This is a genomic window from Kitasatospora sp. NPDC008050 (assembly GCF_042957465.1).
In the GTDB taxonomy this organism is placed as follows: Bacteria; Actinomycetota; Actinomycetes; order Streptomycetales; family Streptomycetaceae; genus Kitasatospora.
The window spans coordinates 538,028-561,244 of record NZ_JBIBIJ010000002.1; the positions used below are offsets into that span (position 1 = coordinate 538,028).

A 23,217-nucleotide genomic window follows, 5' to 3' on the forward strand; every position below is an offset into this window, starting at 1 on the left:
CGAACGGGAGTTCCCGGTCGCCGTGCCGTACGGCTTCACCTTAGAGCAACCGGGTGCGTAACCAGGAGGATCAGTCGGCGGCCGACGGCTGGCCCAGCTCCCCGGGGTGCATCGGGAAGCCCTTCAGGCCGCGCCAGGCCAGGCTCGCGACCAGGCGCACGGCCTCCTCGCGCGGGATCTCACGACCCTGCGAGAGCCAGTAGCGCGCGGTGATCTGGGCCAGCCCGCAGACGCCGGCGGCGAGCAGCTTGGCCTCCGCCTCGGGCAGGTCGGTGTCCTCCGCGATCACCCGGCTGACCAGGGTCGCGCTCACGTCGGCGGCGCGCTCCACCCGCTCGCGCACGGCGGGCTCGTTGGTCAGGTCGGACTCGAAGACCAGCCGGAACGAGCCGGACTCGCTGGCCACGTAGTCGAAGTAGGCCTGCATGGTGGCCGCCACGCGCTGCTTGTTGTCCGTGGTGGCGTCCAGCGCGTTGCGGGTGGACTCGACCAGGGCGTCGCAGTGCTTGTCGAGCAGCGCGAGGTACAGCTCCAGCTTGCCGGGGAAGTGCTGGTACAGCACCGGCTTGCTGACCCCGGCGCGCTCGGCGATGTCGTCCATCGCGGCAGCGTGGTAACCCTGCGCGACGAACACCTCCTGCGCGGCTCCGAGCAGCTGTTCCCGGCGGGCGCTACGCGGCAGCCGGGCGCCGCGCGGGCGGTCCTGGGCCTCCTGGATGGCCGTCACGGCGCTCCTCACTTCTGGCTCGGTTCGGTGCTCGGGTCATCCGGGCAACGGGTGGTGATTCTACTTTCGGGTAACCCGGTGCGCGCCTGCTCGGACCGGGAAAGCTGCAGCTCTCGGGTTGTCGGGTGCCCACAATACGGCGCGCGACGCCGCCGGGCGCCAGGGTCTCACTACCATCTTCTCCCATGAGCACTGAGCAGCAGGAGCGGGCCGGGGCGGCGGACTTCGACGCGGAGCAGGCCGCGGTGGCGCAGGGCGGCGGTGCGCGCCCGGGCGGGAGGTGGACGACCCGGGTGGTCGAGGTCCCGGGGGCCGCGCTCTCGGTGACCGGCCCGACCGCGGACCGGGCGGCGGGCCTGCCGGAGGCGCTCTTCGTGCACGGCCTCGGCGGCTCGGCGGAGAACTGGACCGAGCTGATGGGCGAGCTCGACGGGGTGGTCCGGGGCGAGGCGCTGGACCTGCCCGGCTTCGGCTGGTCCGAGCCGCCGCTGGACGGCAACCTCTCGGTCTCCGGCCATGTCCGGGCGGTGATCGGCTACCTGGAGGCGACCGGACGCGGCCCGGTGCACCTGTTCGGCAACTCGCTCGGCGGTGCGGTGTCGGTGCGGCTGGCGGCGCTGCGGCCCGACCTGGTCCGCAGCCTGACGCTGATCTCGCCGGCGCTGCCCGAACTGCCCCCGCAGCGCACCGCGCTGCCCACCGGGCTGCTCGCGGTGCCCGGGGTGCCGCGGCTGCTGCAGCGCCTTTCGGCCGACGGGCGCAGCGTGGAGCAGGCCACCGACGGACTGCTCGACCTGGTCTACGGCAACGCCCGGGCGATTCCGGTCGAGCGCCGGGAGCTGGCGGTCGCCGAGTACCGGCGGCGGATGGGGCTGCCGTACGCGATGCAGGTGCTGGTCGGTTCGGCTCGCGGGATCGTCTCGGCGTACACCGAGCGCGGCGACCAGGCGCTGTGGCGCCAGGCGCAGCGGGTGGCGGCGCCGGTGCTGCTGGTCTACGGACTGCGCGACAAGCTCGTCTCCTACCGCTCGGCGGCCCGGGCCTGCGCGGCCTTCGCGGACGCCCGGCTGCTGGTGCTGCCGGAGTCGGGGCACGTGGCGATGATGGAGCACCCGGTGCAGGTGGGGCGGGCGGTGCGGGAGTTCCTGCGCGAGGTCGCGGACTAGAGCCTGCCCTGGCGACCCTGTCCTGGGAGGCCTGGCTGCGGGACGTCTCGAACGCCTGGCGGGGGTGGAGGTTACGGCTGTTCACTCGTTCAGGTGGCAGCCGGGCCGTGGGGCGCTGCCACGGCGGATTCCGCTCTACCTTCGTGGTGTCGGACCGAACAGATGTGGGGGGCGTGGCCGCCGGTGAGCCGCGGCGGGCGCCTGAGGGTGTGTTGATGTGCGCAGTGGGCGGGGTGAGTCCCTCCCCCGGTCTTCGGCGGGGAGGGGTCCCGAGGGCCGGGCGGTTGCCCGGTGGGGCGGTCATCGGTGGCGCGGCTCCGGGAGTCGGCCGCAGGGCGGGGCGTGGGGGCGCCCGCTGACCAAGAGGCGGAGTCTGCCGCCGTGCTGAGTGACTGTCAGGGCCGGTGGACGCCGGGCGACTGCCGGGTGTGACCGCGTCCGTGGCTTCTTCTGACAGGTCCTTCGACTGCATGTTTCTTCTCTTTCTTCGACTGGTTCCAACTGGTGCGACTGGAGGTCGTCATGCGCGTTGGGCTGTCCGCAGGCCCACCGGTGAGGCCGCGGTGCGGGAACAGGGGACAGCGCCGGTCAGGCGCTGGTAGCGGGCTCACAGAGCCCATCGAGGGCTTATTCAACGGCCAGGTCAGGAGTCAGGGATGAGGGTGCTGCTGCTGGGTGCCGGCGGCTACATCGGCCGTCGGGTCGCCGATCGGCTGCTGATGGACCGTGACCTCCAGGTCACGGTGCTGGGGCGGCGGGATTCGGCCGACATCCGGTTCGACCTGGCGGCCGGGAGTCCGGGGGCGCTGGCCCGCTTCCTGGACGCGGTGATGCCGCAGGTGGTGATCAACTGCGCGGGCGCCACCTACGGGACCTCGCGCACCCTGGTGCGGGCCAACGTGCTCGCGGTGGCGACCGTCTGCGAGGCGATCCGGCGCAGCCACGAACCGGCCCGCCTGGTGCACATCGGTTCGGCGGCCGAGTACGGCGTCGTGCCCTGCGGTGCGCCGATCAGCGAGAGCGCCGAGCCGCGCCCGGTCGGTCCGTACGGGGTGTCCAAGCTGGCCGGGACCGAGCTGGTGCTCTCCTCCGGGCTGGACGCGGCCGTGCTCCGGGTCTTCGACGTGGTCGGACCCGGCACCCCGGCCGCCTCGCTCTTCGGCCGGCTGGCCGAGGGGCTGCGGCGGGCGCTCGAGCAGCAGGAGGGACAGGTCCGGATGCCGGACCTGTCCGGATTCCGGGATTTCGTGGATGTCCGCGACGTCGCGCAGGCGGTCCGGGCGGCGGCGGTCTCGGCGGCGACCGGTGTGATCAACATCGGCACCGGGCACGCCGTCCAGGCCCGGGAGGCGGCGGAGCTGCTGATCCGTGCCTCGGGCTTCGAGGGCGCGCTGAGCGAGGAGATCCGTACCGTCCTGCTGCCCGCCCAGGTGGCCGCCGAGCCGGGCCCGGTCACGGCGCCGCCGCCACCGGCCGCGGTCGAGTCGCGCCCGGTGATTGAGCCGGTGCCCTGGCGGCAGGCCGACGTCCGTACCGCCCGCGAACGGCTCGGCTGGCGGGCGCAGACCCCGCTGGAGGAGTCACTGGGGGACGTCTGGCTGGAGACCGCCTGCCGGGTCTGACCACCCGGTCAGGGGCCGGTTCCCAGCATCCGGTGGGGCTTGTCTCGACCAGTGGACCAGCTGTCTCGGAATAGGGCAGCGGCATGACACTGTTGGCTCAAGGAACCAACGTTTTGACGACCATCGGAGTCCCCGTGTCGCTGCCACCCCTGGTCGAGCCGGCTGCCGAGCTCACCGTAGACGAGGTCCGCCGGTACTCCCGCCACCTGATCATTCCGGATGTCGGGATGGCCGGGCAGAAGCGGCTGAAGAACGCCAAGGTGCTCTGTGTGGGCGCCGGCGGTCTCGGTTCCCCGGCTCTGATGTACCTGGCGGCGGCCGGCGTGGGCACCCTGGGCATCGTCGAGTTCGACACCGTCGACGAGTCCAACCTGCAGCGCCAGATCATCCATGGCCAGTCCGACATCGGCCGCTCCAAGGGCGAGTCCGCGCGTGACTCGGTCAAGGAGATCAACCCGTACGTCAACGTGATCCTCCACGATGAGCGCCTCGACAACGACAACGTGATGGAGATCTTCTCCGGCTACGACCTGATCGTCGACGGCACCGACAACTTCGCCACCCGGTACCTGGTGAACGACGCCGCGGTGCTGCTCGGCAAGCCGTACGTCTGGGGTTCGATCTACCGCTTCGACGGCCAGGCCAGCGTCTTCTGGGCCGAGCACGGCCCGTGCTACCGCTGCCTCTACCCGGAGGCCCCGCCGCCGGGCATGGTCCCCTCCTGCGCCGAGGGCGGCGTGCTCGGGGTGCTCTGCGCCTCGATCGGCTCGATCCAGGTCACCGAGGCGATCAAGCTGCTCGCCGGGATCGGCGAGCCGCTGGTCGGCCGGCTGATGATCTACGACGCCCTGGAGATGAACTACCGCCAGGTCAAGGTCCGCAAGGACCCCGACTGCGCGCTCTGCGGCGCGAACCCGACCGTCACCGAGCTGATCGACTACGAGGCGTTCTGCGGTGTGATCTCCGAGGAGGCCCAGGAGGCCGCCCTCGGCTCCACGATCACCTCCAAGCAGCTCAAGGAGATGCAGGACAGCGGCGAGGACATCCTGCTGATCGACGTCCGGGAGCCCGGCGAGTACGAGATCGTCAACATCCCGGGTGCGGTGCTGATCCCCAAGAACGAGTTCCTGATGGGGAACGCGCTGGAGAAGATGCCGCAGGACAAGAAGATCGTGCTGCACTGCAAGACCGGCGTCCGCTCGGCCGAGGTGCTGGCGGTGCTGAAGTCGGCGGGCTTCGCCAACTCCGTCCACCTCGGCGGCGGCGTGGTCGGCTGGGTCAACCAGATCGAGCCCGAGAAGCCGGTGTACTGACCGGTCCGGGTATCCGATCCCGGCACACGGACGAGGCCGGCCCCACCGCGGGGCCGGCCTCGTCCGTTACAGCGCGCCTACAGCGCGCCCTGGCGGTGCAGATAGCTGTAGGCGAACCAGCCCGGCAGGACCGGCAGCCAGAAGGTGAGCAGCCGGAAGAGGAAGACCGCCGAGGTGGCGGTCGCCGCCGGCAGCCCGGCGATGCCCAGCGCGAAGATCAGCGCACCTTCGATCGCGCCGATGCCGCCCGGGGTCGGGACGGCGGAACCGGCCGCGTTGGCGGTCAGGAAGATGAACGCGACGGTGGCGAAGTTCATCGAGCCGCCGAAGGCCCGCACCGAGGCGTCCAGGCAGGCGGTGAAGGTCAGGGTCAGCAGCACGATGCCGCCGAAGCCGGTGATCAGCTTCCGGGGCCGCTGCATCAGGTCGAGCATCCGCGGCACCACGCCGAAGAAGAGCGAGCGGACCCGGGTCACCACGAACCGCCGCAGCGGCGCGACCGCCGCGATCACCAGCGCCAGCACGGCCGCGGTGAGCACCCCGATGATCGCGGCGCGCTCGTTGCCGAGATCGCCGTTGTTCTGGCTGCCGGTGATCAGGCCGAAGCAGAACAGCAGCAGCAGGTGCCCGGCCAGGCCGGCCAGCTGCGAGGCGCCCACGCTCGCCACCGCCTGGCCCGGGCGGATGCCCGCCTTCTGCAGGTAGCGGGTGTTCAGCGCGATGCCGCCGATCGCCGCCGGGGCCACCAGTTTCACGAAGGACCCGGCCAGCTGGGCCGCGACCGTGCGCCGGAACGGCAGCCGCTCGGGCACGAAGCCGGTCAGGCTCATCGCCGCCGCCACGTAGCTGGCCGCCGCGGCGGCCAGTGCCGCGGCCGTCCAGCCCAGGTGCATGTGTGAGAACTTCAGCTGGCCCGGCTGGATGCTGGTCACCGCCAGGTAGCCCGCGAAGGCCAGCGCGACGACCGTTATCAACGTCTTGGGCTTGAGCCGCTCCAGCTTGGCCGGGGCCATCGGAGCCTCGGGGGCGATCTGCAGGATCTGCCCGCGGATCCGGCTGAGCAGGTCCTCGCCGGCCGTGGCGATGTCCTCCTCCGCCTCCTCCCGGGTGCGTTCGCCGCTCGCCACCTGCTCCAGCGCCTTCGCCTGCGCGGCGGCCTTGCGCTCCTTGGTCTGCCGGGCCAGGTCGGCGCGGGTCTGCCGGCTCATCCCGACCGGCTGCAGCAACGGCAGCGCGGCGGCCACCCGCTCCGCGCCGAGCACCCGGTTGGCGAGGGAGACCGCGCGCTCGGGCCCGATCCGCAGCGCGAAGGTGGTCAGCAGCTGGGCCACGTCGATGCGCAGCGTCAGGTCGCCGGCCGCGATGTCGCCGCCGGACAGGTTGACCAGTGCGCCCATCTTCTCGTCCACCACCAGCAGCGACTCGCCGGTCAGCCGGCGGTGTGCGATCCGGCGCTCGTGCAGGGCGTTGACCGAGAGCCAGAACGAGGCCATCACCTCGTCGGTGATCTCCTGGTCCGCCAGCTCGTCGAGGATGCGGCCCTCGACCTTCTCGTAGACCAGGATCGCGGCGTCCGGGCCCAGCTCGGAGGTGGCCACCAGCTGCGGGGCGTGCGCCCCGGCCGCGGCGGCCGCGTAGGCGATCAGCGCCTCCTGCTCCAGCGCCTGGCGCAGCGACTGCGGGCTGCGCCGCACCGCGACCGAGCGCAGCCGGGCCCGGCGCCAGATCCGGTAGAAGAAGCCGGAGGCCTGCTGTTCGCGGTCGATGATGTGGACGTCGAGGGCCGGGCCGTCCTGCTGGGCGACGAAGTAGCGGCGGGTGCCGCCCGGGGCGTCCGGGGCGCGGTGCGCGTTCTTCGGCGCGAAGCCGACCCGGCGCAGGCCGAGCATCAGGTGCTGCCCGGTGGGCCGGATGTTCGGCGAGCCGATCGCGTAGAGCGTCCCGCACGCCACCGACCAGCCGATCAGCACGGTCAGCAGCAGCGAGAGCGGGGTGGTGTAGCTGCTGACCAGCTCGGTGGCGCCGCTGAGCACCACCGCGGCCCACAGCGCCAGACGCCAGCGCGGCCGGCTGACCATGCCCACCGCGGTCATGTAGGCGATCACCGGTGCCAGGTAGCCGTGGACCGGTTCGGTGAGCGGCCCGGCGCCCTCGGGTTGCTGGGTCAGCGCCTGGCGGATCGTCTCCGAGGCGCCGTCGGCCACCCACCAGTCCACCGCCAGCGAGACGCCGTAGGCCAGGACCGAGGCGAGCACGCCGTCGGCCACCCGCAGGCCGTCCCGTTTGATCAGCCGCTCGACCGCGAAGGCCAGCGGCACGGCCAGCACCGCGACGGTGGAGATCAGGCTGGTCACGGTGCTCAGCCAGGGCGCCACGTTCTTCACGTTGTCGTGGATGTCCGTGCCGATGCCGCTGGTGGTGGACTTGGCGTAGTTGGCGAGCGCGAAGACCGCGATGATGCCGAGCAGGCCGGCCACGAAGCGGATCAGGTCGGTGGGGCGGTGGGCGCGGGCGGCGAGCAGGGGTTCGTCGACCGCGAGCTCGTCGTCCTCGCCCTCGTCGTCGCCCTCGTGCTCGTCGTCCTCGTGCTCCGGGGCGGGGGAGGGGGTCGGCGTGGGCGTGGGCAGCGCAACCGGACGCCGCAGCGGCGGCGTCTGCTTCACCAGTGAGACCTTGGGCTCCACGTCTGGGGGGAGCGCGGAGGCGGACTCGCCAGCGCCCTCGTCCACATCCACGTCAACCGTCCCGGTCATCTGGTCTTGTCCTCGTATCACCACTCACCGCCCCGAAGATGGTGGCATGCCGGGCAGCCCGCCGCCGGACAGGGGCCGGACCGGGCGCGGCGAATACCCCGCAGGAGACCCCTGGCTGGTCCGGATGGGCAAGAATGCCCGAGTGACGGACAACAGCGCGGGCCCTCACCTGCCCCCGTACGCCGAGCTGGTGCTCGAACTGGTCGACCGTATCCCGCCGGGGCGGGTGATGACGTACGGGGACGTGGCCGAGTACCTCGGGGAGGGCGGCCCGCGCCAGGTCGGCCGGGTGATGGCGCTCTACGGCGGTTCGGTGTCCTGGTGGCGGGTGGTGCGCGCGGACGGCGCGCTGCTGCCCGGCCACGAGCAGCGCGCGCTGGCGGCCTACCGGCAGGAGGCGACACCCCTGCGCGGCAGCGCCGGGCGCGGCTCGCGGACGGCCGAGGACCTGGCGCGAGTGGACCTGCGGCAGGCCCGGTGGGACGGACAGTAGCGCGGACACACCACGATCGTGCCCTTTCGAGGGCCCCGGCGGACCGTGGCCCGGCGCACCCGTTCCCGCGCGCGCCGATGGATCTCGTAGGCTCTAAGACTCGCCTTCTGTTTTCCCGGCTCCTTGACCGTCAGACCTGTCGCCGATCCGCAGGACATCCGTGGTTTCCCCCTACCGTCTGGTGCGCAGTCCGCTCGTGACGCCCGCCCCGCCCGTGCTGGACCCGTACCAGCGCACGGTGGCCGAGCACCCGGGCGGCCCGCTGCTGGTGCTCGCGGGGCCCGGGACCGGCAAGACCACCACGCTGGTGGAGACGGTGGCCCGACGGGTCGAGCGGGGCACCGACCCGGAGCGGATCCTGGTGCTCACCTTCAGCCGCAAGGCGGCGATGGAGCTGCGCGACCGGATGGCGGTGCGGCTGGCGTCGGCGCCGCAGGCGACCACCTTCCACTCCTTCTGTTACGCGCTGCTGCGCTCCGAGCAGGAGCCAGAGCGCTACGCCGAGCCGCTGCGCCTGCTGTCCGGGCCCGAGCAGGACGTGATGGTCCGCGAGCTGCTGGCCGGCGGGGCCGAGGACGCGGCGGCCGGGCGCTCGAAGATCAGCTGGCCGCTGGACCTGCGGGCCTGCCTGACCACCCGCGGTTTCGCCGACGAGGTGCGCGCGGTGCTGGCCCGCAGCCGGGAGCTCGGGCTGGGCGAGGCGGAGCTGGCCCGGTTCGCGGACGGCGTGCAGCGGCCCGACTGGAAGGCGGCCGCGCACTTCCTGGCCGAGTACCTGGACGTGCTGGACCTGCGCGGGGTGCTGGACTACGCGGAGCTGGTGCACCGGGCGGTGCTGCTGGCCGAGCGTCCCGGGGTCGACCTGGGCGCGCGCTATGACGCGGTCTTCGTGGACGAGTACCAGGACACCGACCCGGCACAGGTCAGGCTGCTGCGGCAGCTGGCCGGCGCCGGGCGGGACCTGATCGCGGTGGGGGACCCGGACCAGTCGATCTACGCGTTCCGCGGCGCGGACGTGAACGGCATCCTGGACTTTCCCCAGCAGTTCCGGCGGCGCGACGGGCACCCGGCCGAGGTGAAGGTGCTGCGGGTCTCGCGCCGCTCGGCGCCGATGCTGCTGGCGGCCTCGCGGGAACTGGCCACCCGGCTGCCGATGGGGCGGCTGCCGGCCCAGAAGCTGGCCCAGCACCGCGCGCTGCTGCCGCGGCAGTCGGCTGCCGGGTCCGGTCCCGGTTCGGCCGGGGCTGCGGCTGCGGCGGAGGATCAGGCGCGGGCCGGCAGCGTGGAGATCTACAGCTACCCGACCCCGGGCACCGAGCTGGAGAGCATCGCCGACCTGCTGCGCCGCGCGCACCTGGAGGACGGCGTGCCGTGGGGCGAGATGGCGGTGCTGGTGCGGGCCGGCGCGCGGGCGATACCTGGTGTGCGCCGGGCGCTGAGCGCGGCGGGCGTCCCGCTGGAGATCGACGGTGACGACCTGCCGCTGCGCGAGGAGCCGGCCGTGGTGCCGCTGCTGCTCGCGCTGCGGGTCTGCGCCGAGGGGGCTGTACGCCAGAAGTCGGCTTCATCGACTTCCGATGAGGTGAGCTCCGGCGAGACGAGCTCTGGCGGCCCGACCGCGGATCCGCTGACCGTCGAGCTGGCCCACACCCTGCTCACCGGCCCGCTCGGCGGCCTGGACGGCTCCGATCTGCGCCGCCTGGGCCGTGCGCTGCGCGAGGAGGAGCGGGCGGCGCTGCGGGAACGGCTGACCGCCGCCGAGAGCGCCGAGGCAAGCGAGGTGGGCGAGGTAGTCGAGGCAAGCGAGGCACCTGAGGCAGTCGAGGCACCCGAGGGGCGCGTGCCCACGCACGTGCGCCCCTCGGACGAGCTGATCCGGGAGGCACTCGCCCACCCCGAACAGCTGGTGACCCTTGACCTGCCGCCCGCGCGCCGGGCCCGCGAGCTGGGCACCCTGCTGCGCAAGGTGCGCGACCTACTGGCCGGCGGTGGCACCGCCGAGGAGGCGCTCTGGGAGCTGTGGGACGGCAGCCAGCGCTGGCGCGAGCGCCTGGAGCGCGCCGCCCTGCGCCCCGGCACGATCGGCCGCAACGCCGACCGCGACCTGGACGCGCTCTGCGCCCTGTTCGAGACCGCCGCTCGCGCCGAGGACCAGGTGACCGGCCACCGCGGCGCCCTCGACCTGCTCGCCGAGGTCGAGGCGCAGGACATCGCCGCCGACACCCTGACCGTGCGCACGGTGCGCCCGGAGGCGGTCCGGCTGATGACCGCGCACCGCTCCAAGGGCCTGGAATGGCGCCTGGTCGTGGTGGCCGGCGTCCAGGAGGGCCTCTGGCCCGACCTGCGCCGCCGCGGCTCGCTGCTGGAGGCCGACCGGATCGGCCGCGACGGCCTGGCCGAGCCGCTCACCCCCGGTGCGCTGCTCGCCGAGGAGCGCCGCCTGTTCTACGTGGCCGTCACCCGGGCCAAGGAGCGGCTGATCGTCACCGCCGTCAAGGCACCGGCCGAGGACGGTGACGAGCCTTCGCGCTTCCTGCGCGAGCTCTACCGCGAGCAGGTCGACCCCGAGCTCGACCCCAAGGCCGCCGCGGCGGTGCGCCGCGTCCCGCCGGTCACCGTGGCGGATATCACCCACCGCCCGCGCCGGCCGTTGTCCGTCGCCGCCCTGGTCGCCGAGCTGCGCGCGGTCACCGTCGATCCCACCCGCTCGCCGGAGCTGCGCCGCACCGCCGCGGAGCGGCTGGCCGCGCTGGCGGCGGCGCGCGGCGAGGACGGTGCCCCGCTGGTCCCCGCCGCCCACCCGGACCGCTGGTGGGGGATGGCCGAGGCGACCAGCAGCCCCACCCCGCTGCGCGAGCCGGACCGCCCGGTCCAGCTCTCCGGCAGCGGCCTGGAGCAGCTCGACTCCTGTTCCCTGCAGTGGTTCCTGAGCAAGGAGGTCAAGGCACAGACCGCGACCTCCGGGGCGCAGGGCTTCGGCAACGTGCTGCACGCGCTGGCCGACGAGGTGGGCTCCGGGCGGACCCCGGCCGACCTGGCGGTGCTGCTGGAGCGGCTGGACACGGTCTGGGACGCGCTGGCCTTCGACGCCCCGTGGAAGTCGTCCCAGGAGAAGGCGCAGGCCCGCGCCGCGCTGGAGCGGTTCCTGCACTGGCACGTGCTGGAGCGCGGCCGCACCACGCTGGCCACCGAGCACGGCTTCGACCTGACGTTGCCGGTGGGCGAGCTCGCGGTGCGGATCCGGGGGGTGATGGACCGGGTCGAGCAGGACGCGGTCGGCCGGGCGTACGTGGTCGACTTCAAGACCGGCAAGCGGGCGCCCACCGACAAGTCGCTGCCCGAGCACAAGCAGCTCGCGGTCTACCAACTCGCCGTCCGCGAGGGCGCGCTGGACGGGCTGGTGAACGACCGGCCGCCGCTGGGCGGCGCCGAGCTGGTCCAGCTGCGCTTCGAGGACAAGAAGCTCCCCGAGGCGCCCAAGGTCCAGCACCAGCCGCCACCCGAGGGCGAGCCGTGGGTCGAGAACCTGCTCGCGGACGCGGCAGGGCGGGTGCTGGCCGAGCGCTTCGTGCCGACCACCGGGGACGGCTGCGGAAGCTGCACGTTCAAGCGCAGCTGCTCCGCGCAGCGCGACGGCCGCCAGCTGCTGGACTGAGGCCTCCCGGGCGGCCCGACCGGCTCACCTGTCCGCTCTCCCGGTTACCGTGGCTGCCATGCTCAACCACCCCGACCAGCTCAAGGAGCTGCTCGGCATCCCCTTCAACCGGGAGCAGATGCTGGCCATCGGCGCCCCGCTGGAGCCTGCCGTGATCGTGGCCGGGGCGGGTTCGGGCAAGACCACGGTGATGGCGGCCCGGGTGGTCTGGCTGGTCGGTTCGGGCGCGGTGCGGCCCGAGCAGGTGCTCGGCCTGACCTTCACCAACAAGGCCGCCGCCGAGCTGGCCGAGCGGGTGCGCACCGCGCTGGCCAGGGCCGGGCTGCGCGAGGGCGGCCCGGTGGACACGGGTCCGGCGGGGAGCGGCCCCGCGGGCGGTGGCGAGGTGGCCGGCGGCGAGCCGGAGATCTCCACCTATCACGCCTTCGCCGGCCGCCTGCTCAAGGAGCACGGCCTGCGGATCGGCATCGAGCCGGACGTGCGGCTGCTCGCCGACGCCACCCGGTTCCAGCTGGCCGCCCGGGTGCTGCGCTCGGCGCGCGGGCCGTTCCCGCACCTCAAGGACCGCTTCGCGGCCCTGGTCGGCGAGCTGACCGCGCTCGACGCCGAGCTGGCCGAGCACCTGGTCGAGCCCGAAGCGCTGCGGGCCTTCGACACCGAGCTGCTGGACGAGCTGGCCGTGGCCAAGCTGACCAACCAGGAGCTGCGGGACATCCCCGAGACCGCCCGGGGCCGCCTGGAGCTGCTCACCCTGGTGGAGGAGTACCGCCGCCGCAAGCGCGCGGCCGGGCTGCTGGACTTCGGCGACCAGATCGCCGCCTCGGCCCGGCTGGCCCAGCAGCGCCCCGAGGTCGGCCGGCTGCTGCGCGAGCAGTACCAGGTGGTGCTGCTGGACGAGTACCAGGACACCTCGGTGGCCCAGCGCCTGCTGCTGGCCGGGCTCTTCGGTGCCACGCCGGCCTACCCCGGCGGCCACTCGGTCACCGCCGTCGGCGACCCCTGCCAGGCCATCTACGGCTGGCGCGGCGCCTCGGTGGCCAATCTGGACGACTTCCCCGCCCACTTCCCCAAGGCCGACGGGAGCCCGGGCGCCCGCTACGCGCTGAGCGAGAACCGCCGCAGCGGCGGGCGTCTGCTGGCCTTCGCCAACGAGCTGGCCGCGCCACTGCGGGCCCGCCACGAAGGCGTCGAGGCACTGCGCCCGGCGCCGGGCGCCGAGCAGGACGGCTTCGTGCGGCTCGCGCTGCTGCCCACCCACGCCGAGGAGATCGACTGGCTGGCCGACTCGATCGCGCACCTGGTGCGCACCGGCACCGCGCCCGGCTCGATCGCGGTGCTGTGCCGGGGCGGCGCGGCCTTCCCCGACATCCACGCGGCGCTGGTGGCCCGCGAGGTCCCGGTCGAGGTGGTGGGCCTGGGCGGGCTGCTCCAACTGCCCGAGGTGGCCGACCTGGTCGCGGTCTGCGAGGTGCTGCAGGATCCGACCGCCAACGCCGCGCTGGTCCGGCTGCTGATCGGCCCGCGCTGGCGGATCGGCCCGCGCGACCTGGCGCTGCTCGGGCGGCGCGCCGCCGAGCTGGTGCGGGCCGTGCGTCCGCAGGCGCAGGACGCGCTGGCCGCCGCCGTCGCCGAGACCGACCCGACCGAGGTGGTCTCGCTCTCCGACGCGCTGGAGACCTTCGTCAACCCCGGCGAGCAGCCGGATGAGCTGCCCTTCTCGGCGGAGGCCCGGACCCGCTTCGCCCACCTGGCCAGGGAGATCCGCGACCTGCGCCGGGCGCTGGCCGAGCCGCTGATGGACGTGCTGCACCGGGTGCTCGCGGTCACCGGGCTCGACGTCGAGCTGTCGGCCTCGCCGCTGGCCCTGGCCGCCCGCCGGCGCGAGACCCTGCAGGCGTTCCTGGATGTAGCGGCCGGCTTCGCCGACCTGGACGGCGACCCGGGCCTGTCCGCCTTCCTGGGATTCCTGCGGGCCGCCGAGGAGTACGACCGCGGCCTGGACAGCAGCCTGCCGGGCGGCGAGGACACCGTGAAGGTGCTCACCGCGCACAAGGCCAAGGGCCTGGAGTGGGCGGTGGTGGCGCTGCCGGGGCTGGTCAGGGGCGCCTTCCCGAGCAGCCGCGGCCGGGAGCGCTGGACCAGCCGGCGTCCGGTACTGCCCTACCCGCTGCGCGGCGACGCGGCCACCCTGCCCGCCGTCGAGGGCTGGACGGCCAAGGGCATGACCGCCTTCAAGGCGGCGCTGAAGGACCAGACCGCCACCGAGGAGCTGCGCCTGGGCTACGTCGCGGTGACCCGCCCGCGCTCGCTGCTGCTGGCCGGCGGCCACTGGTGGGGGCCGACCCAGAGCACCGTGCGCGGCCCCTCCGAGTACCTGGAGCGGCTGCGCGAGCACGCCGAGCAGCCGGGCGCCGGCGAGATCGAGCACTGGGCCGAGCCGCCCGTCGAGGGGGCCGAGAACCCGGCGCTGCGGCGGGCCGGCGACACTCCCTGGCCGCTGCCGCTGGACCCGGCCGCCCAGCTCGCCCGCCGCCGGGTGGCCGAGGTGGTCACCCGGCGCCTGGCCGGCGCCCCGGCGCCCGCGCCCGAGCGGCTGGTCCCCGAGGAGCAGCGCCAGGTGGACTCCTGGGACCGCGACCTGAGCGCGCTGCTCGGCGAGCTGGAGCGCTCCCGGCGCACCGGCCGCGACGTGCCGCTGCCCCCCGCCCTGTCGGCCACCCAGCTGATGCGGCTGGCCGCCGACCCGGACGGCCTGGCGCAGGAGCTGGCCCGTCCGATGCCCCGGCCGCCGGCCTCCGCGGCTCGCCGCGGCACCCGGTTCCACGCCTGGATCCAGGCCCAGTACGCCCCGCTCCCGTTGCTGGAGCCCGACGCGCTGCCGGGGCTGGAGGACGACGAGATCGAGGACGAGCGTGATCTTGAGCACCTCAAGGAGGCGTTCCTGCGCGGCCCCTACGCGAACCGGCGGCCCTACCGGGTGGAGGCGCCGGTGCAACTGGTGCTCGCTGGACGGGTGGTGCGCGGCCGGATCGACGCGGTGTATCGGGAGCGTGACGACGACTCTGGGTCACAGGGCGGGTACCGCTACGAGGTGGTGGACTGGAAGACCGGCCATCTGGAGCGGGCCGATCCACTCCAGCTCGCCATCTACCGGGTGGCCTGGGCCGAGCAGCTCGGCCTGCCGCTGGAGCAGGTCACCGCGGCCTTCTGCTACGTCCGCAGCGGCCGGGTCGAGCGGCCGCCAGGACTTCCTGACCGGAACGTGTTGGAAATGCTTCTGATCGGGAAGAGTGACTAATAGGTCACAGAGAGCATCCAACTCGTCACGGAGTCGCGCGAAACCGATGCGTCGTGCACGTTTCGCGCCTATTGTGGGGTCGGTAACCGGTCACCCGTGTCTGCTCGGCCGCCGGACAGGCCCCATTCCCTCACCCTCAGTCATCGCCGCAGGTGCTCAAGCGGGCACCAGGCGCCTTCTGCTGGAGACACCTAAGTTGAGCGCCACCGGGAAGTTGAGCGCGACCGGATGGTTCAGAGACCGGCTGGCCGGTCCGACCCGGGGCCCGGCCACCGTTCGCGTGACGGGGACCTGGCCCAAGACAGCACTCGCCCTGCCGTTCATCGGCATGGCCCTGGTGGTCTGCCTGGACTACTTCAGCACCATCGAGGTCACGGTCGAGCCGGCCCTGACCGCCGTACCGGCGCTGGCCGCCATCGTCAGCCGCCGCGTCTGGTACCCGATCCTGACCGGCTTCCTGGCCGAGATCGCCGCCTTCGGCCTGGCCGGCTACAACCATGTGCTCGGCGAGTCCGTGCACAGCGCCACGGTCTTCGCGGTCGCGCTGGTCACCGCGATCAGCTGGGTCAGCGCCACCCTGCGGGTCCGCCAGGAGCAGGCGCTGGCCGACGCACAGCTGGTGGCCGAGATCGCCCGCCGGGTACTGCTGCGCTCGGTGCCCGACCGGGTGGGCAGCGTGCGGGCCGCCGTGCACTACGCCGCCGCCGCCGCGCACGCCCGGATCGGCGGCGACCTCTACGAGGTGGTCAACACCCGGCACGGGGTGCGCGCGGTGGTGGGCGATGTGCGGGGCAAGGGGCTGGGCGCGGTGGAGACCGCCGCGGCCGTGCTCGGCGCCTTCCGCGAGGCGGCGCACCAGGAGCCGGCCCTGGACAAGGTGGCCGGCTGGCTGGCGGTCAGCCTGGACCGGTCCCTGCACGAGCACGAGCACCCCGGGGTCGAGGAGGAGTTCGTCACCCTGGTGCTGATCGGGGTGGCGCCGGACGGCAGCGCCGAGATCGTCAACTGCGGCCACCCCGCCCCGCTGCTGCTGGGCGGCGACGGTGTGGTGCGGACGCTGGAGCTCGCGGAGACGGTGCCGCCGCTGGGCGTGCTCGACCCGGACAAGGTCGCGCCGCCGGTGCAGCGGGTGCCCTTCGCCCCCGGCGACCGGGTGCTGCTCTTCACCGACGGGGTGATCGAGGCGCGCGACCGGGCCGGCCAGTTCTACCCGCTGGCCGAGCGGTTCCCCGCCTGTGCCACCGGCGGCCCGGTGGAGGTGCTGCACCGGCTGCACGCCGACGTGGTGCGCCATGTCGGCAGGCAGCTCGGTGACGACGCGGCGATGTTGCTGCTGCAGTACGAGCCGGTGACCAGCGGCGCCCCGCAGCAGCTGCCGCACCAGAACGGCCGGCTGGCCCGCCAGTAGCGGGGAGGCTAGAGGTCGACCTCCACCAGCAGCGGCCGGTGGTCCGAGACCCCGACCCGCGGCGCCGAGACGGTACCCACCGCCGTGCGCGGCACGCCGATCGCGAGCACGTGGTCGAACTGCACGGCCGGGCGGTGCGAGGGGTAGGTGGGGGTGCGGGCCAGGTCGTGCCAGCCGCGCAGGCGCGGTGCGGCCTCCCGCGGGGTCCGGCGGCGCGCGCTCGGCAGTGGGCGCGGGTAGCGGGCGGCCCGCGGTTCGCGCGGCCGGTGGCCCCCGTTCGCCGAGCGGTCCAGCGCGGTGGCTCCGCCGAGCACGGTGCGCGGCACCGGGCCGACCAGGTTGAAGTCGCCGAGCACCAGGTAGGGCCTGGGCAGGTCGGCGATCCAGCGGCGGATGCCGGCCAGCTGCGCCATGTTCCAGCCCGGCACGAACGACAGATGGGTGGCGACCACGGTGAACGGGCCGCGGTCACCCTCCAGTACGGCCGCCAGTGCCGCGCGCGGCTCGTCCGGCACCGGGGTCAGCCCGCGCCGGCCCGCCACCCGCAGCGGCAGCCCGAACGGGGCGGGGGCGAACCGCCGGGCCCGCCAGTGCCGGACCGGCAGCCGGGTGAGCAGGGTGGTGCCGTAGGAGGGCAGGTCGGTGGCGCTGTCCAGCTCCTCGGGCCCGTAGACCCGCAGGCCCGGCACCGCCGGGTCGCGCAGCCAGCCGGCCACCGGTGCCGGGCGGCCGTGCAGCGCGGCGGCGAACCGCCAGTCGCCGGCGCCCATCGCGGCGGCGGCCACCGCGCTCTGGTCGCTCAGGCCGGAGCGCTGTTGGTAGCGGTCCACCTCCTGGAGCGCCAGCACGTCGGCGTCCAGGGCGGTGATCGCCTCACGGAGCGGATCGGCGGCCTGGTCCGGGTAGGGCAGCGGGCTGCCGTCGGCGGCCAGCGGCTGGCCGTGCAGCAGGTTGAAGGTCGCGATGCGAAGCGGGCTCACCTTGGCGACGGTACGCCAGAGGGGCGGGAAGCTTGAGACTGACCTGCATACGGGGTATACATACCAGGTATGTCCATCAGACACGGTCTGCTCGCCCTACTCGACCAGGGCCCCCGGTACGGCTACCAGCTGCGCACGGAGTTCGAAGCCAGGACCGGTGCCACCTGGCCCTTGAACGTCGGCCAGGTCTACACCACACTCGGCCGGCTCGAGCGGGACGGGATGGTCGTCCCGGACGGCGAGGACGAAGAGGGGCACCTCTTCTACGCCGTCACTGACAAGGGACGCGAGGAACTGCGTGCTTGGTTCGACACCCCGGTGCCACGGACCAACCCGCCGCGCGACGAGCTGGCGATCAAGCTGGCGATGGCGGTCACCGTGCCCGGCGTGGACGTGCACGCCGTCGTCCAGGCCCAGCGCCGGCACAGCATCCAGGCGCTGCAGGACTACACCCGCCTCAAGGCCCGGGCACTGGCGGGCGAGGCCGCCACCGGAGGCGCCCAAGGGGCCGAGCTGGCCTGGCTGCTGGTGCTGGAGCAGCTGATCTTCCAGGCCGAGGCCGAGGTCCGCTGGCTGGACCACTGCGAGACCCGGCTGGCCAGCCAGCGCGAGCGGCAGGCCGCTGCCGCCGTCGCAGCCGCCATGCCTTCCGAGGCGCCCAAGCGGCGCCGGACCAAGCAGAACCTGGGGGAACGTTGAACGACACTCGGTCTGCCGACCGTACCGAGCCCGTGCTGGCGCTGGACCGGGTGACCCGGGTGCACGGCCAGGGCGAGGCCCAGGTGCGGGCGTTGTCCGGGGTGGATCTGCGGGTCTATCCAGGGGAGTTCGTGGCGGTGATGGGTCCGTCGGGGTCGGGCAAGTCGACCCTGCTGACCTTGGCGGGCGGCCTGGACAGCCCCAGCGAGGGGCGGGTCCTGGTGGAGGGGCAGTCGCTGGGCGAGCTGTCCCGCCGCAAGCTGGCCGAGGTCCGTCGCCGGGCGGTCGGCTACGTCTTCCAGGACTACAACCTGATCCCGGCGCTGACGGCGACCGAGAACATCATGCTGCCGCGCGAGCTGGACGGGATATCCACCCGCGCCGCCCGCCGCGAGGCGCTGGCCGCGCTGGAGGAGATCGGGATCGGTGACCTGGCCGACCGCTTCCCCGACGACATGTCGGGCGGCCAGCAGCAGCGGGTGGCGATCGCCCGCGCACTGATCGGCGACCGCCGCCTGGTGCTGGCCGACGAGCCCACCGGAGCGCTCGACTCCACCACCGGCGAGGCCGTGCTGGCGGTGCTGCGCAACCGCTGCGACGCGGGCGCGGCCGCCATGATGGTCACCCACGAGGCCCGGCACGCCGCCTGGGCGGACCGGGTGGTCTTCCTGCGCGACGGCCGGCTGGTCGACGAGACCGGCCGGCAGGACGCCGACACCCTGCTGGTCACTGCCGCGACCAACAGCCTGAACCGGCCGGTGATCGAGTGAAGAGGCTCGGGTCCTGGAAGGTCGCGCTGCGCATCGCCCGCCGCGACGCGCTGCGCGCCAAGGGCCGCAGCCTGCTGGTCCTGGCCATGATCGCGCTACCCGTGCTCGGCGTCACCGGCATCGACGTGGTCTACCGCAGCAGCACCCTGACGGTCGCCGAGCAGCTCGACCGCACGCTGGGCCGCGCCGACCTGCTGCTCGCCTCGCACGCGCGCGGCGGCACCGTCCTCCAGGCGCCGTTCGCCGCCGTCGGCAACGAGTTCGACAAGCCGCCCGCCTCGCCGCCCACCGCACAGCAGCAGCGCAGTCAGCAGACCGACCCGGCCGTGCTGGCCGCCCAGCTGCTGCCGCCCGGATCGGTGCTGATCCCGCAGGGGAGCAGCCAGGAACTCCAGGCCGGCAGCGCGGCGGGGCAGCTGCAGACCTCGGCGACCGAGGCCGACCTGACCGACCCGATCTGGCACGGCAAGGTCAATCTGATCCATGGCCAGGCGCCGGTGAGCGGTCAGCAGATCGCCGTCACCCAGCGCTTCCTGGACGACTCCGGGCTGAAGCTCGGCAGCACCACCAGGCTGCAGGGCCTGGGGGAGGCGCCCTTCACCATCACCGGCGTGGTCGAGTACCCGGACACGCTCGGTCTCAACACCGTGGTCGTCCGCCCCGGCACCCTGGGTGGCGGGCAGTCCTCGGACGGCCCGGTCGCCAGCTGGCTGGTGCGACTGCCGGCCGGCGCCACCGTCGACTGGGCCAAGGTCCAGGAGCTGAACCAGTACGGCTTCGCGGCCACTTCGCGCAGCGTGGTGCTGGACCCGCCGGCCCGCTCCCAGGTGCCGTACTACGTCCAGCAGGACAGCGAGCCGCACAGCGGCTACTTCGACCAGACCACGATCGTGGTGCTGGTCACCGTCGCCGGCATGGCCCTGCTGGAGATCGTGCTCCTCGCGGGCCCCGCCTTCGCCGTCGGGGCCCGGCGCTCCCGGCGGCAGTTGGGCCTGCTGGCCGCCGCCGGCGGTGACCGGGCGCAGGTGCGCGCGGTGGTGCTGGGCGGCGGGGTGGTGCTGGGCCTGGCCGGGGCGGCGGTCGGCGTGGTGCTGGCCGTGCTGCTGGTGGCGGTCACCCGGTCGTGGACCGAGCCGCTGGCCGGCCGACGGTTCGGGGCGCTGCGGGTGCTCCCGCTCGACCTGCTCGGCATCGTCGCGATCGGCCTGGTCACCGGGCTGCTCGCGGCCATCGTGCCGGCCGTCCAGGCCTCCAGGCAGGAGGTGGTGGCCGCGCTCACCGGCCGCGGCGGGGTCAAGCCGCCGTCCAAGAAGCTCGCCCTGCTCGGCTTGCTGATGCTGGGCGGCGGGGCGCTGCTCGCGCTGCTCGGCGCGACCCGCGGGATGGGCACGCGCAGCACGGCGGTGCTCGGCGGCTCGATGATCGCCGAGCTGGGCATGGTCGCCTGCACCCCGATGGTGGTCGGCCTCTTCGGCAAGCTGGGTCGCTGGCTGCCGCTGGGCCCCCGGCTGGCGCTGCGCGACTCGGTGCGCCACCGCGGCCGGACCGCGCCGGCGGTGGCCGCGGTGATGGCGGCGGTGGCCGGGGCGGTCGCCGTGGGCATCTACACCGCGAGCGCCGACGAGGCGAGCCGGCAGTCCTACCAGCCCTCGGCACCGGGCAAGGCGGTCACCCTGTCCTTCTTCGACTCGGCCCAGGGCGGCCCGGCGGTCTTCGCCGGCCAGCGCGCCGCCGTCGAGCGCTCCATCCCGGACCTCGGGCCCAGGGCCGACGTGCAGAGCGCGCGCTACCCCACCGGCTGCGACCCGATCCACAACCAGTGCGGTCTGGTGACGGCCGAGGCGTCACCGGCCCAGCGCTGCCCGGTGGACGACGGTCAGAACCACGATCAGGCCGCCTACCGCCAGGCCGAGAGCGACCCGCGCTGTGCCCGGCAGGGCGGCGGCGGCGGAGCCTTCGGCTCGGTCGTGATCGGCGACGCCACCGTGCTGCACAACCTCTTCGACCTGCACGACAGTGCCGCGGAGCAGGCGGTGGCCGAGGGGCGGGTGCTGGTCTTCCAGCAGCGGATGCTGCAGGACGGCAAGGCCTTCCTCCGTCTCACGGAGGCCTACTCACCGTCCCAGCAGGATCCCTCGGGGATGCCGCCGAGTCACGAGATCACGGCGGACGCCCAGCTGGCGCCGCTGCCGAACGCGCCCGGGGGGATGTTCATGACCCCGCAGACGGCCGCCCGGCTCGGGCTGGCCACCGCGGACGCGGGCTCGATCTGGCGGCCGAGCGCGATGCCGGCGTCGGCCGCCGAGCAGCACGCCCGCGCCCAGGCCGGGGCCGTCAGCGCGCGGGGCTGGGACCTGCAGGTCGAGCGCGGCTACCAGTCGCAGCACAGCCTGATCGAGCTCGGCCTGACCGGCTTCGCCATCCTGGTGGCGCTGGGCGCGGCAGGCATCGCCACCGGGCTGGCCTCCGCCGACTCGCAGCAGGACCTGACCACGCTGGCCGCGGTCGGCGCGGCGCCACGGATCCGGCGCACGCTCTCCGGGTTCCAGTGCGGGGTGATCGCGGCGATGGGCGCGGTGCTCGGCACGGTCTGCGGGATGGTGCCGGCGGTGGCGCTGCGCCGGGTCGAGGGGATGGCCGCCTCGCCGCTGGACCACTCGCACACGGTGATCGCCTTCCCCTGGACGAACATCGCGCTGACCCTGGTCGGGCTGCCGCTGCTGGCCGTGCTGCTGGCCGCCCTGGTGACCCGCTCGCGGATCACCCTGCTGCGGCGTGCCGGGTAGCGGGTGACGGAGGTTACACGTCGCTGTGGTCCCGGGGCGCGGACCACAGCGACACGTGGCAGGCCCGGCGAACTAAAGTCGTCCGTATGACGAAAACCCCGGACAGCGTCGTCCGTTCCTTCATCGATCAGCACCAGGGCGGCTTCCTGGCCGACCTGGCCGACTGGCTGCGCATCCCGTCGGTCTCGGCCGACCCGGAGCGGGCCGGCGACGTGCGCCGGTCGGCCGAGTGGCTGGTGGCCAAGCTGCGCGAGACCGGGTTCCCGGTCGCGGAGGTCTGGGAGTCCGACGGGTTGCCCGCGGTCTTCGCCGAGTGGCCCTCGGGCGAGGCCGACGCGCCCACCGTGCTGGTCTACGGGCACCACGACGTGCAGCCCGCCGCCAAGGCGGACGGCTGGGACACCGAGCCGTTCGAGCCGGTGACGATCGGCAACCGGCTCTACGCCCGTGGCGCGGCCGACGACAAGGGCCAGGTCTTCTTCCACACCCTGGGCCTGCGCGCGCACCTGGCCGCCACCGGGCGGACCGCCCCGGCTGTCAACCTCAAGCTGCTGATCGAGGGCGAGGAGGAGTCGGGTTCGCCGAACTTCGCCGCGCTGATCCGCCGTCAGGCCGCGCGGCTCGCCGCCGACCTGGTCTTCGTCTCGGACACCGGGATGTGGAGCGAGACCACGCCCACCGTCTGCACCGGCATGCGCGGCAAGGCCGACTGCCAGATCGACCTGTACGGCCCGGACAGCGACATCCACTCCGGCTCGTTCGGCGGTGCGGTGCCCAACCCGGCCGCCACCGCCGCCGAGTTGGCCGCCGCGCTGCACGACGCCGAGCGCCGGGTCGCGGTGCCCGGCTTCTACGACGGCGTGGTCGAGCTGACCGAGCACGAGCGCGAACTCTTCGCCAAGCTGCCCTTCGACGAGGAGGGCTGGCTGGGTACCGCGAAGTCGCACGGCACCCAGGGCGAGGCCGGCTACTCGACCCTGGAACGGATCTGGGCCCGGCCCACCGCCGAGGTCAACGGCGTCTGGGGCGGCTACACCGGCCCGGGCAGCAAGACCATCGTGCCGGCCGAGGCCCACCTCAAGATCTCCTTCCGGCTGGTCGCCGGGCAGGACACCGAGCGGGTCGAGCAGGCGATCACCGAGTGGGTGGCCGGGCAGCTGCCGGCCGGCATCCGGCACGAGATCACCTTCCGGGCCGCGACCCGCCCCTGCCTGACTCCGCTGGACCACCCGGCGCTGCAGTCCACCGTGCGGGCGATGGGCCGGGCCTTCGAGCAGGAGATCCTCTTCACCCGCGAGGGTGGTTCGGGGCCGGCCGCCGACCTGCAGGACGTGCTCGGGGCACCGGTGCTCTTCCTCGGCATCTCGGTGCCCTCGGACGGCTGGCACTCCATCAACGAGAAGGTGGAGCTGGACCTGCTGCGCAAGGGGGTGGAGGCCGCCGCCTACCTCTGGGGCGATCTGGCCGAGAACTACCGGCTGCCCGCCGCCGGCCGCTGACGTGCCGGCTCAACTGACGTATCTCGGATCGGGGACGGACCATCGTGA

Annotated in this window: 14 protein-coding genes; 11 read left to right on the forward strand and 3 right to left on the reverse strand. The window is 73.8% G+C overall.

Going from position 1 to position 23,217, the window contains the following annotated elements; translation table 11 throughout:
- Positions 1-70 precede the first annotated feature (70 nt).
- Positions 71-727 carry a TetR/AcrR family transcriptional regulator gene (locus ACFZB9_RS05895; RefSeq protein ID WP_391443962.1) on the reverse strand — a complete coding sequence of 219 codons (657 nt, stop codon included), beginning with the start codon at positions 725-727 and terminating at the stop codon, positions 71-73.
- 185 nt (positions 728-912) lie between these two features.
- Between ACFZB9_RS05895 and ACFZB9_RS05900 the strand changes: the two genes are divergently transcribed.
- The 3 genes from ACFZB9_RS05900 to moeZ all read left to right on the forward strand — a co-directional run bounded on the left by ACFZB9_RS05900 (position 913) and on the right by moeZ (position 4,828).
- Positions 913-1,893 carry an alpha/beta fold hydrolase gene (locus ACFZB9_RS05900; protein WP_391443964.1) on the forward strand — a complete coding sequence of 327 codons (981 nt, stop codon included), beginning with the start codon at positions 913-915 and terminating at the stop codon, positions 1,891-1,893.
- Between the two features lie 656 nt (positions 1,894-2,549).
- Positions 2,550-3,515, forward strand: a complete 966-nt coding sequence (locus ACFZB9_RS05905) for an NAD-dependent epimerase/dehydratase family protein (protein WP_391443966.1) — start codon at positions 2,550-2,552, stop codon at positions 3,513-3,515.
- A gap of 134 nt (positions 3,516-3,649) precedes the next feature.
- Positions 3,650-4,828, forward strand: a complete 1,179-nt coding sequence (moeZ, locus tag ACFZB9_RS05910) for an adenylyltransferase/sulfurtransferase MoeZ (protein WP_391444298.1) — start codon at positions 3,650-3,652, stop codon at positions 4,826-4,828.
- 77 nt (positions 4,829-4,905) lie between these two features.
- On the opposite strand, the gene ACFZB9_RS05915 is transcribed toward moeZ, so the two are convergent.
- A complete protein-coding gene (locus ACFZB9_RS05915; protein WP_391443968.1) occupies positions 4,906-7,581 on the reverse strand; it encodes a lysylphosphatidylglycerol synthase domain-containing protein in 2,676 nt (891 codons plus the stop codon).
- Positions 7,582-7,705: 124 nt separating this feature from the next.
- Here ACFZB9_RS05915 and ACFZB9_RS05920 point away from each other — a divergent pair, with 124 nt between their 5' ends.
- The 4 genes from ACFZB9_RS05920 to ACFZB9_RS05935 all read left to right on the forward strand — a co-directional run bounded on the left by ACFZB9_RS05920 (position 7,706) and on the right by ACFZB9_RS05935 (position 16,435).
- Positions 7,706-8,074: an MGMT family protein gene (locus ACFZB9_RS05920; RefSeq protein WP_391443970.1), complete on the forward strand. Its 369-nt coding sequence runs from the start codon at positions 7,706-7,708 to the stop codon at positions 8,072-8,074.
- Between the two features lie 181 nt (positions 8,075-8,255).
- A complete protein-coding gene (locus tag ACFZB9_RS05925; protein ID WP_391443972.1) occupies positions 8,256-11,729 on the forward strand; it encodes an ATP-dependent helicase in 3,474 nt (1,157 codons plus the stop codon).
- A gap of 49 nt (positions 11,730-11,778) precedes the next feature.
- The gene (locus ACFZB9_RS05930) at positions 11,779-15,027 is read left to right on the forward strand and encodes a UvrD-helicase domain-containing protein (protein ID WP_391443974.1); all 3,249 of its coding nucleotides are present in this window, start codon (positions 11,779-11,781) and stop codon (positions 15,025-15,027) included.
- A 280-nt stretch (positions 15,028-15,307) separates the two neighbouring features.
- The gene (locus ACFZB9_RS05935) at positions 15,308-16,435 is read left to right on the forward strand and encodes a PP2C family protein-serine/threonine phosphatase (protein WP_391443975.1); all 1,128 of its coding nucleotides are present in this window, start codon (positions 15,308-15,310) and stop codon (positions 16,433-16,435) included.
- 8 nt (positions 16,436-16,443) lie between these two features.
- Here ACFZB9_RS05935 and ACFZB9_RS05940 read toward each other — a convergent pair whose 3' ends face one another.
- Positions 16,444-17,415 (reverse strand): endonuclease/exonuclease/phosphatase family protein, encoded by a 972-nt coding sequence (locus ACFZB9_RS05940; RefSeq protein WP_391443977.1) that lies wholly within the window; start codon positions 17,413-17,415, stop codon positions 16,444-16,446.
- A 69-nt stretch (positions 17,416-17,484) separates the two neighbouring features.
- Here ACFZB9_RS05940 and ACFZB9_RS05945 point away from each other — a divergent pair, with 69 nt between their 5' ends.
- The 4 genes from ACFZB9_RS05945 (at position 17,485) to ACFZB9_RS05960 (ending at position 23,169) form a co-directional block, all read left to right on the forward strand.
- A complete protein-coding gene (locus ACFZB9_RS05945) occupies positions 17,485-18,114 on the forward strand; it encodes a PadR family transcriptional regulator (RefSeq protein ID WP_391443979.1) in 630 nt (209 codons plus the stop codon).
- Complete coding sequence (locus tag ACFZB9_RS05950) at positions 18,111-18,884, forward strand: ABC transporter ATP-binding protein (RefSeq protein WP_391443981.1); 774 nt, start codon at positions 18,111-18,113, stop codon at positions 18,882-18,884. Before ACFZB9_RS05945 ends, ACFZB9_RS05950 begins: the two co-directional genes overlap by 4 nt.
- Entirely contained in the window at positions 18,881-21,670 is a 2,790-nt protein-coding gene (locus ACFZB9_RS05955; protein WP_391443982.1) for an FtsX-like permease family protein, read from the forward strand. Before ACFZB9_RS05950 ends, ACFZB9_RS05955 begins: the two co-directional genes overlap by 4 nt.
- 86 nt (positions 21,671-21,756) lie before the next feature.
- The gene (locus tag ACFZB9_RS05960) at positions 21,757-23,169 is read left to right on the forward strand and encodes a dipeptidase (protein ID WP_391443984.1); all 1,413 of its coding nucleotides are present in this window, start codon (positions 21,757-21,759) and stop codon (positions 23,167-23,169) included.
- Positions 23,170-23,217 lie beyond the last annotated feature (48 nt).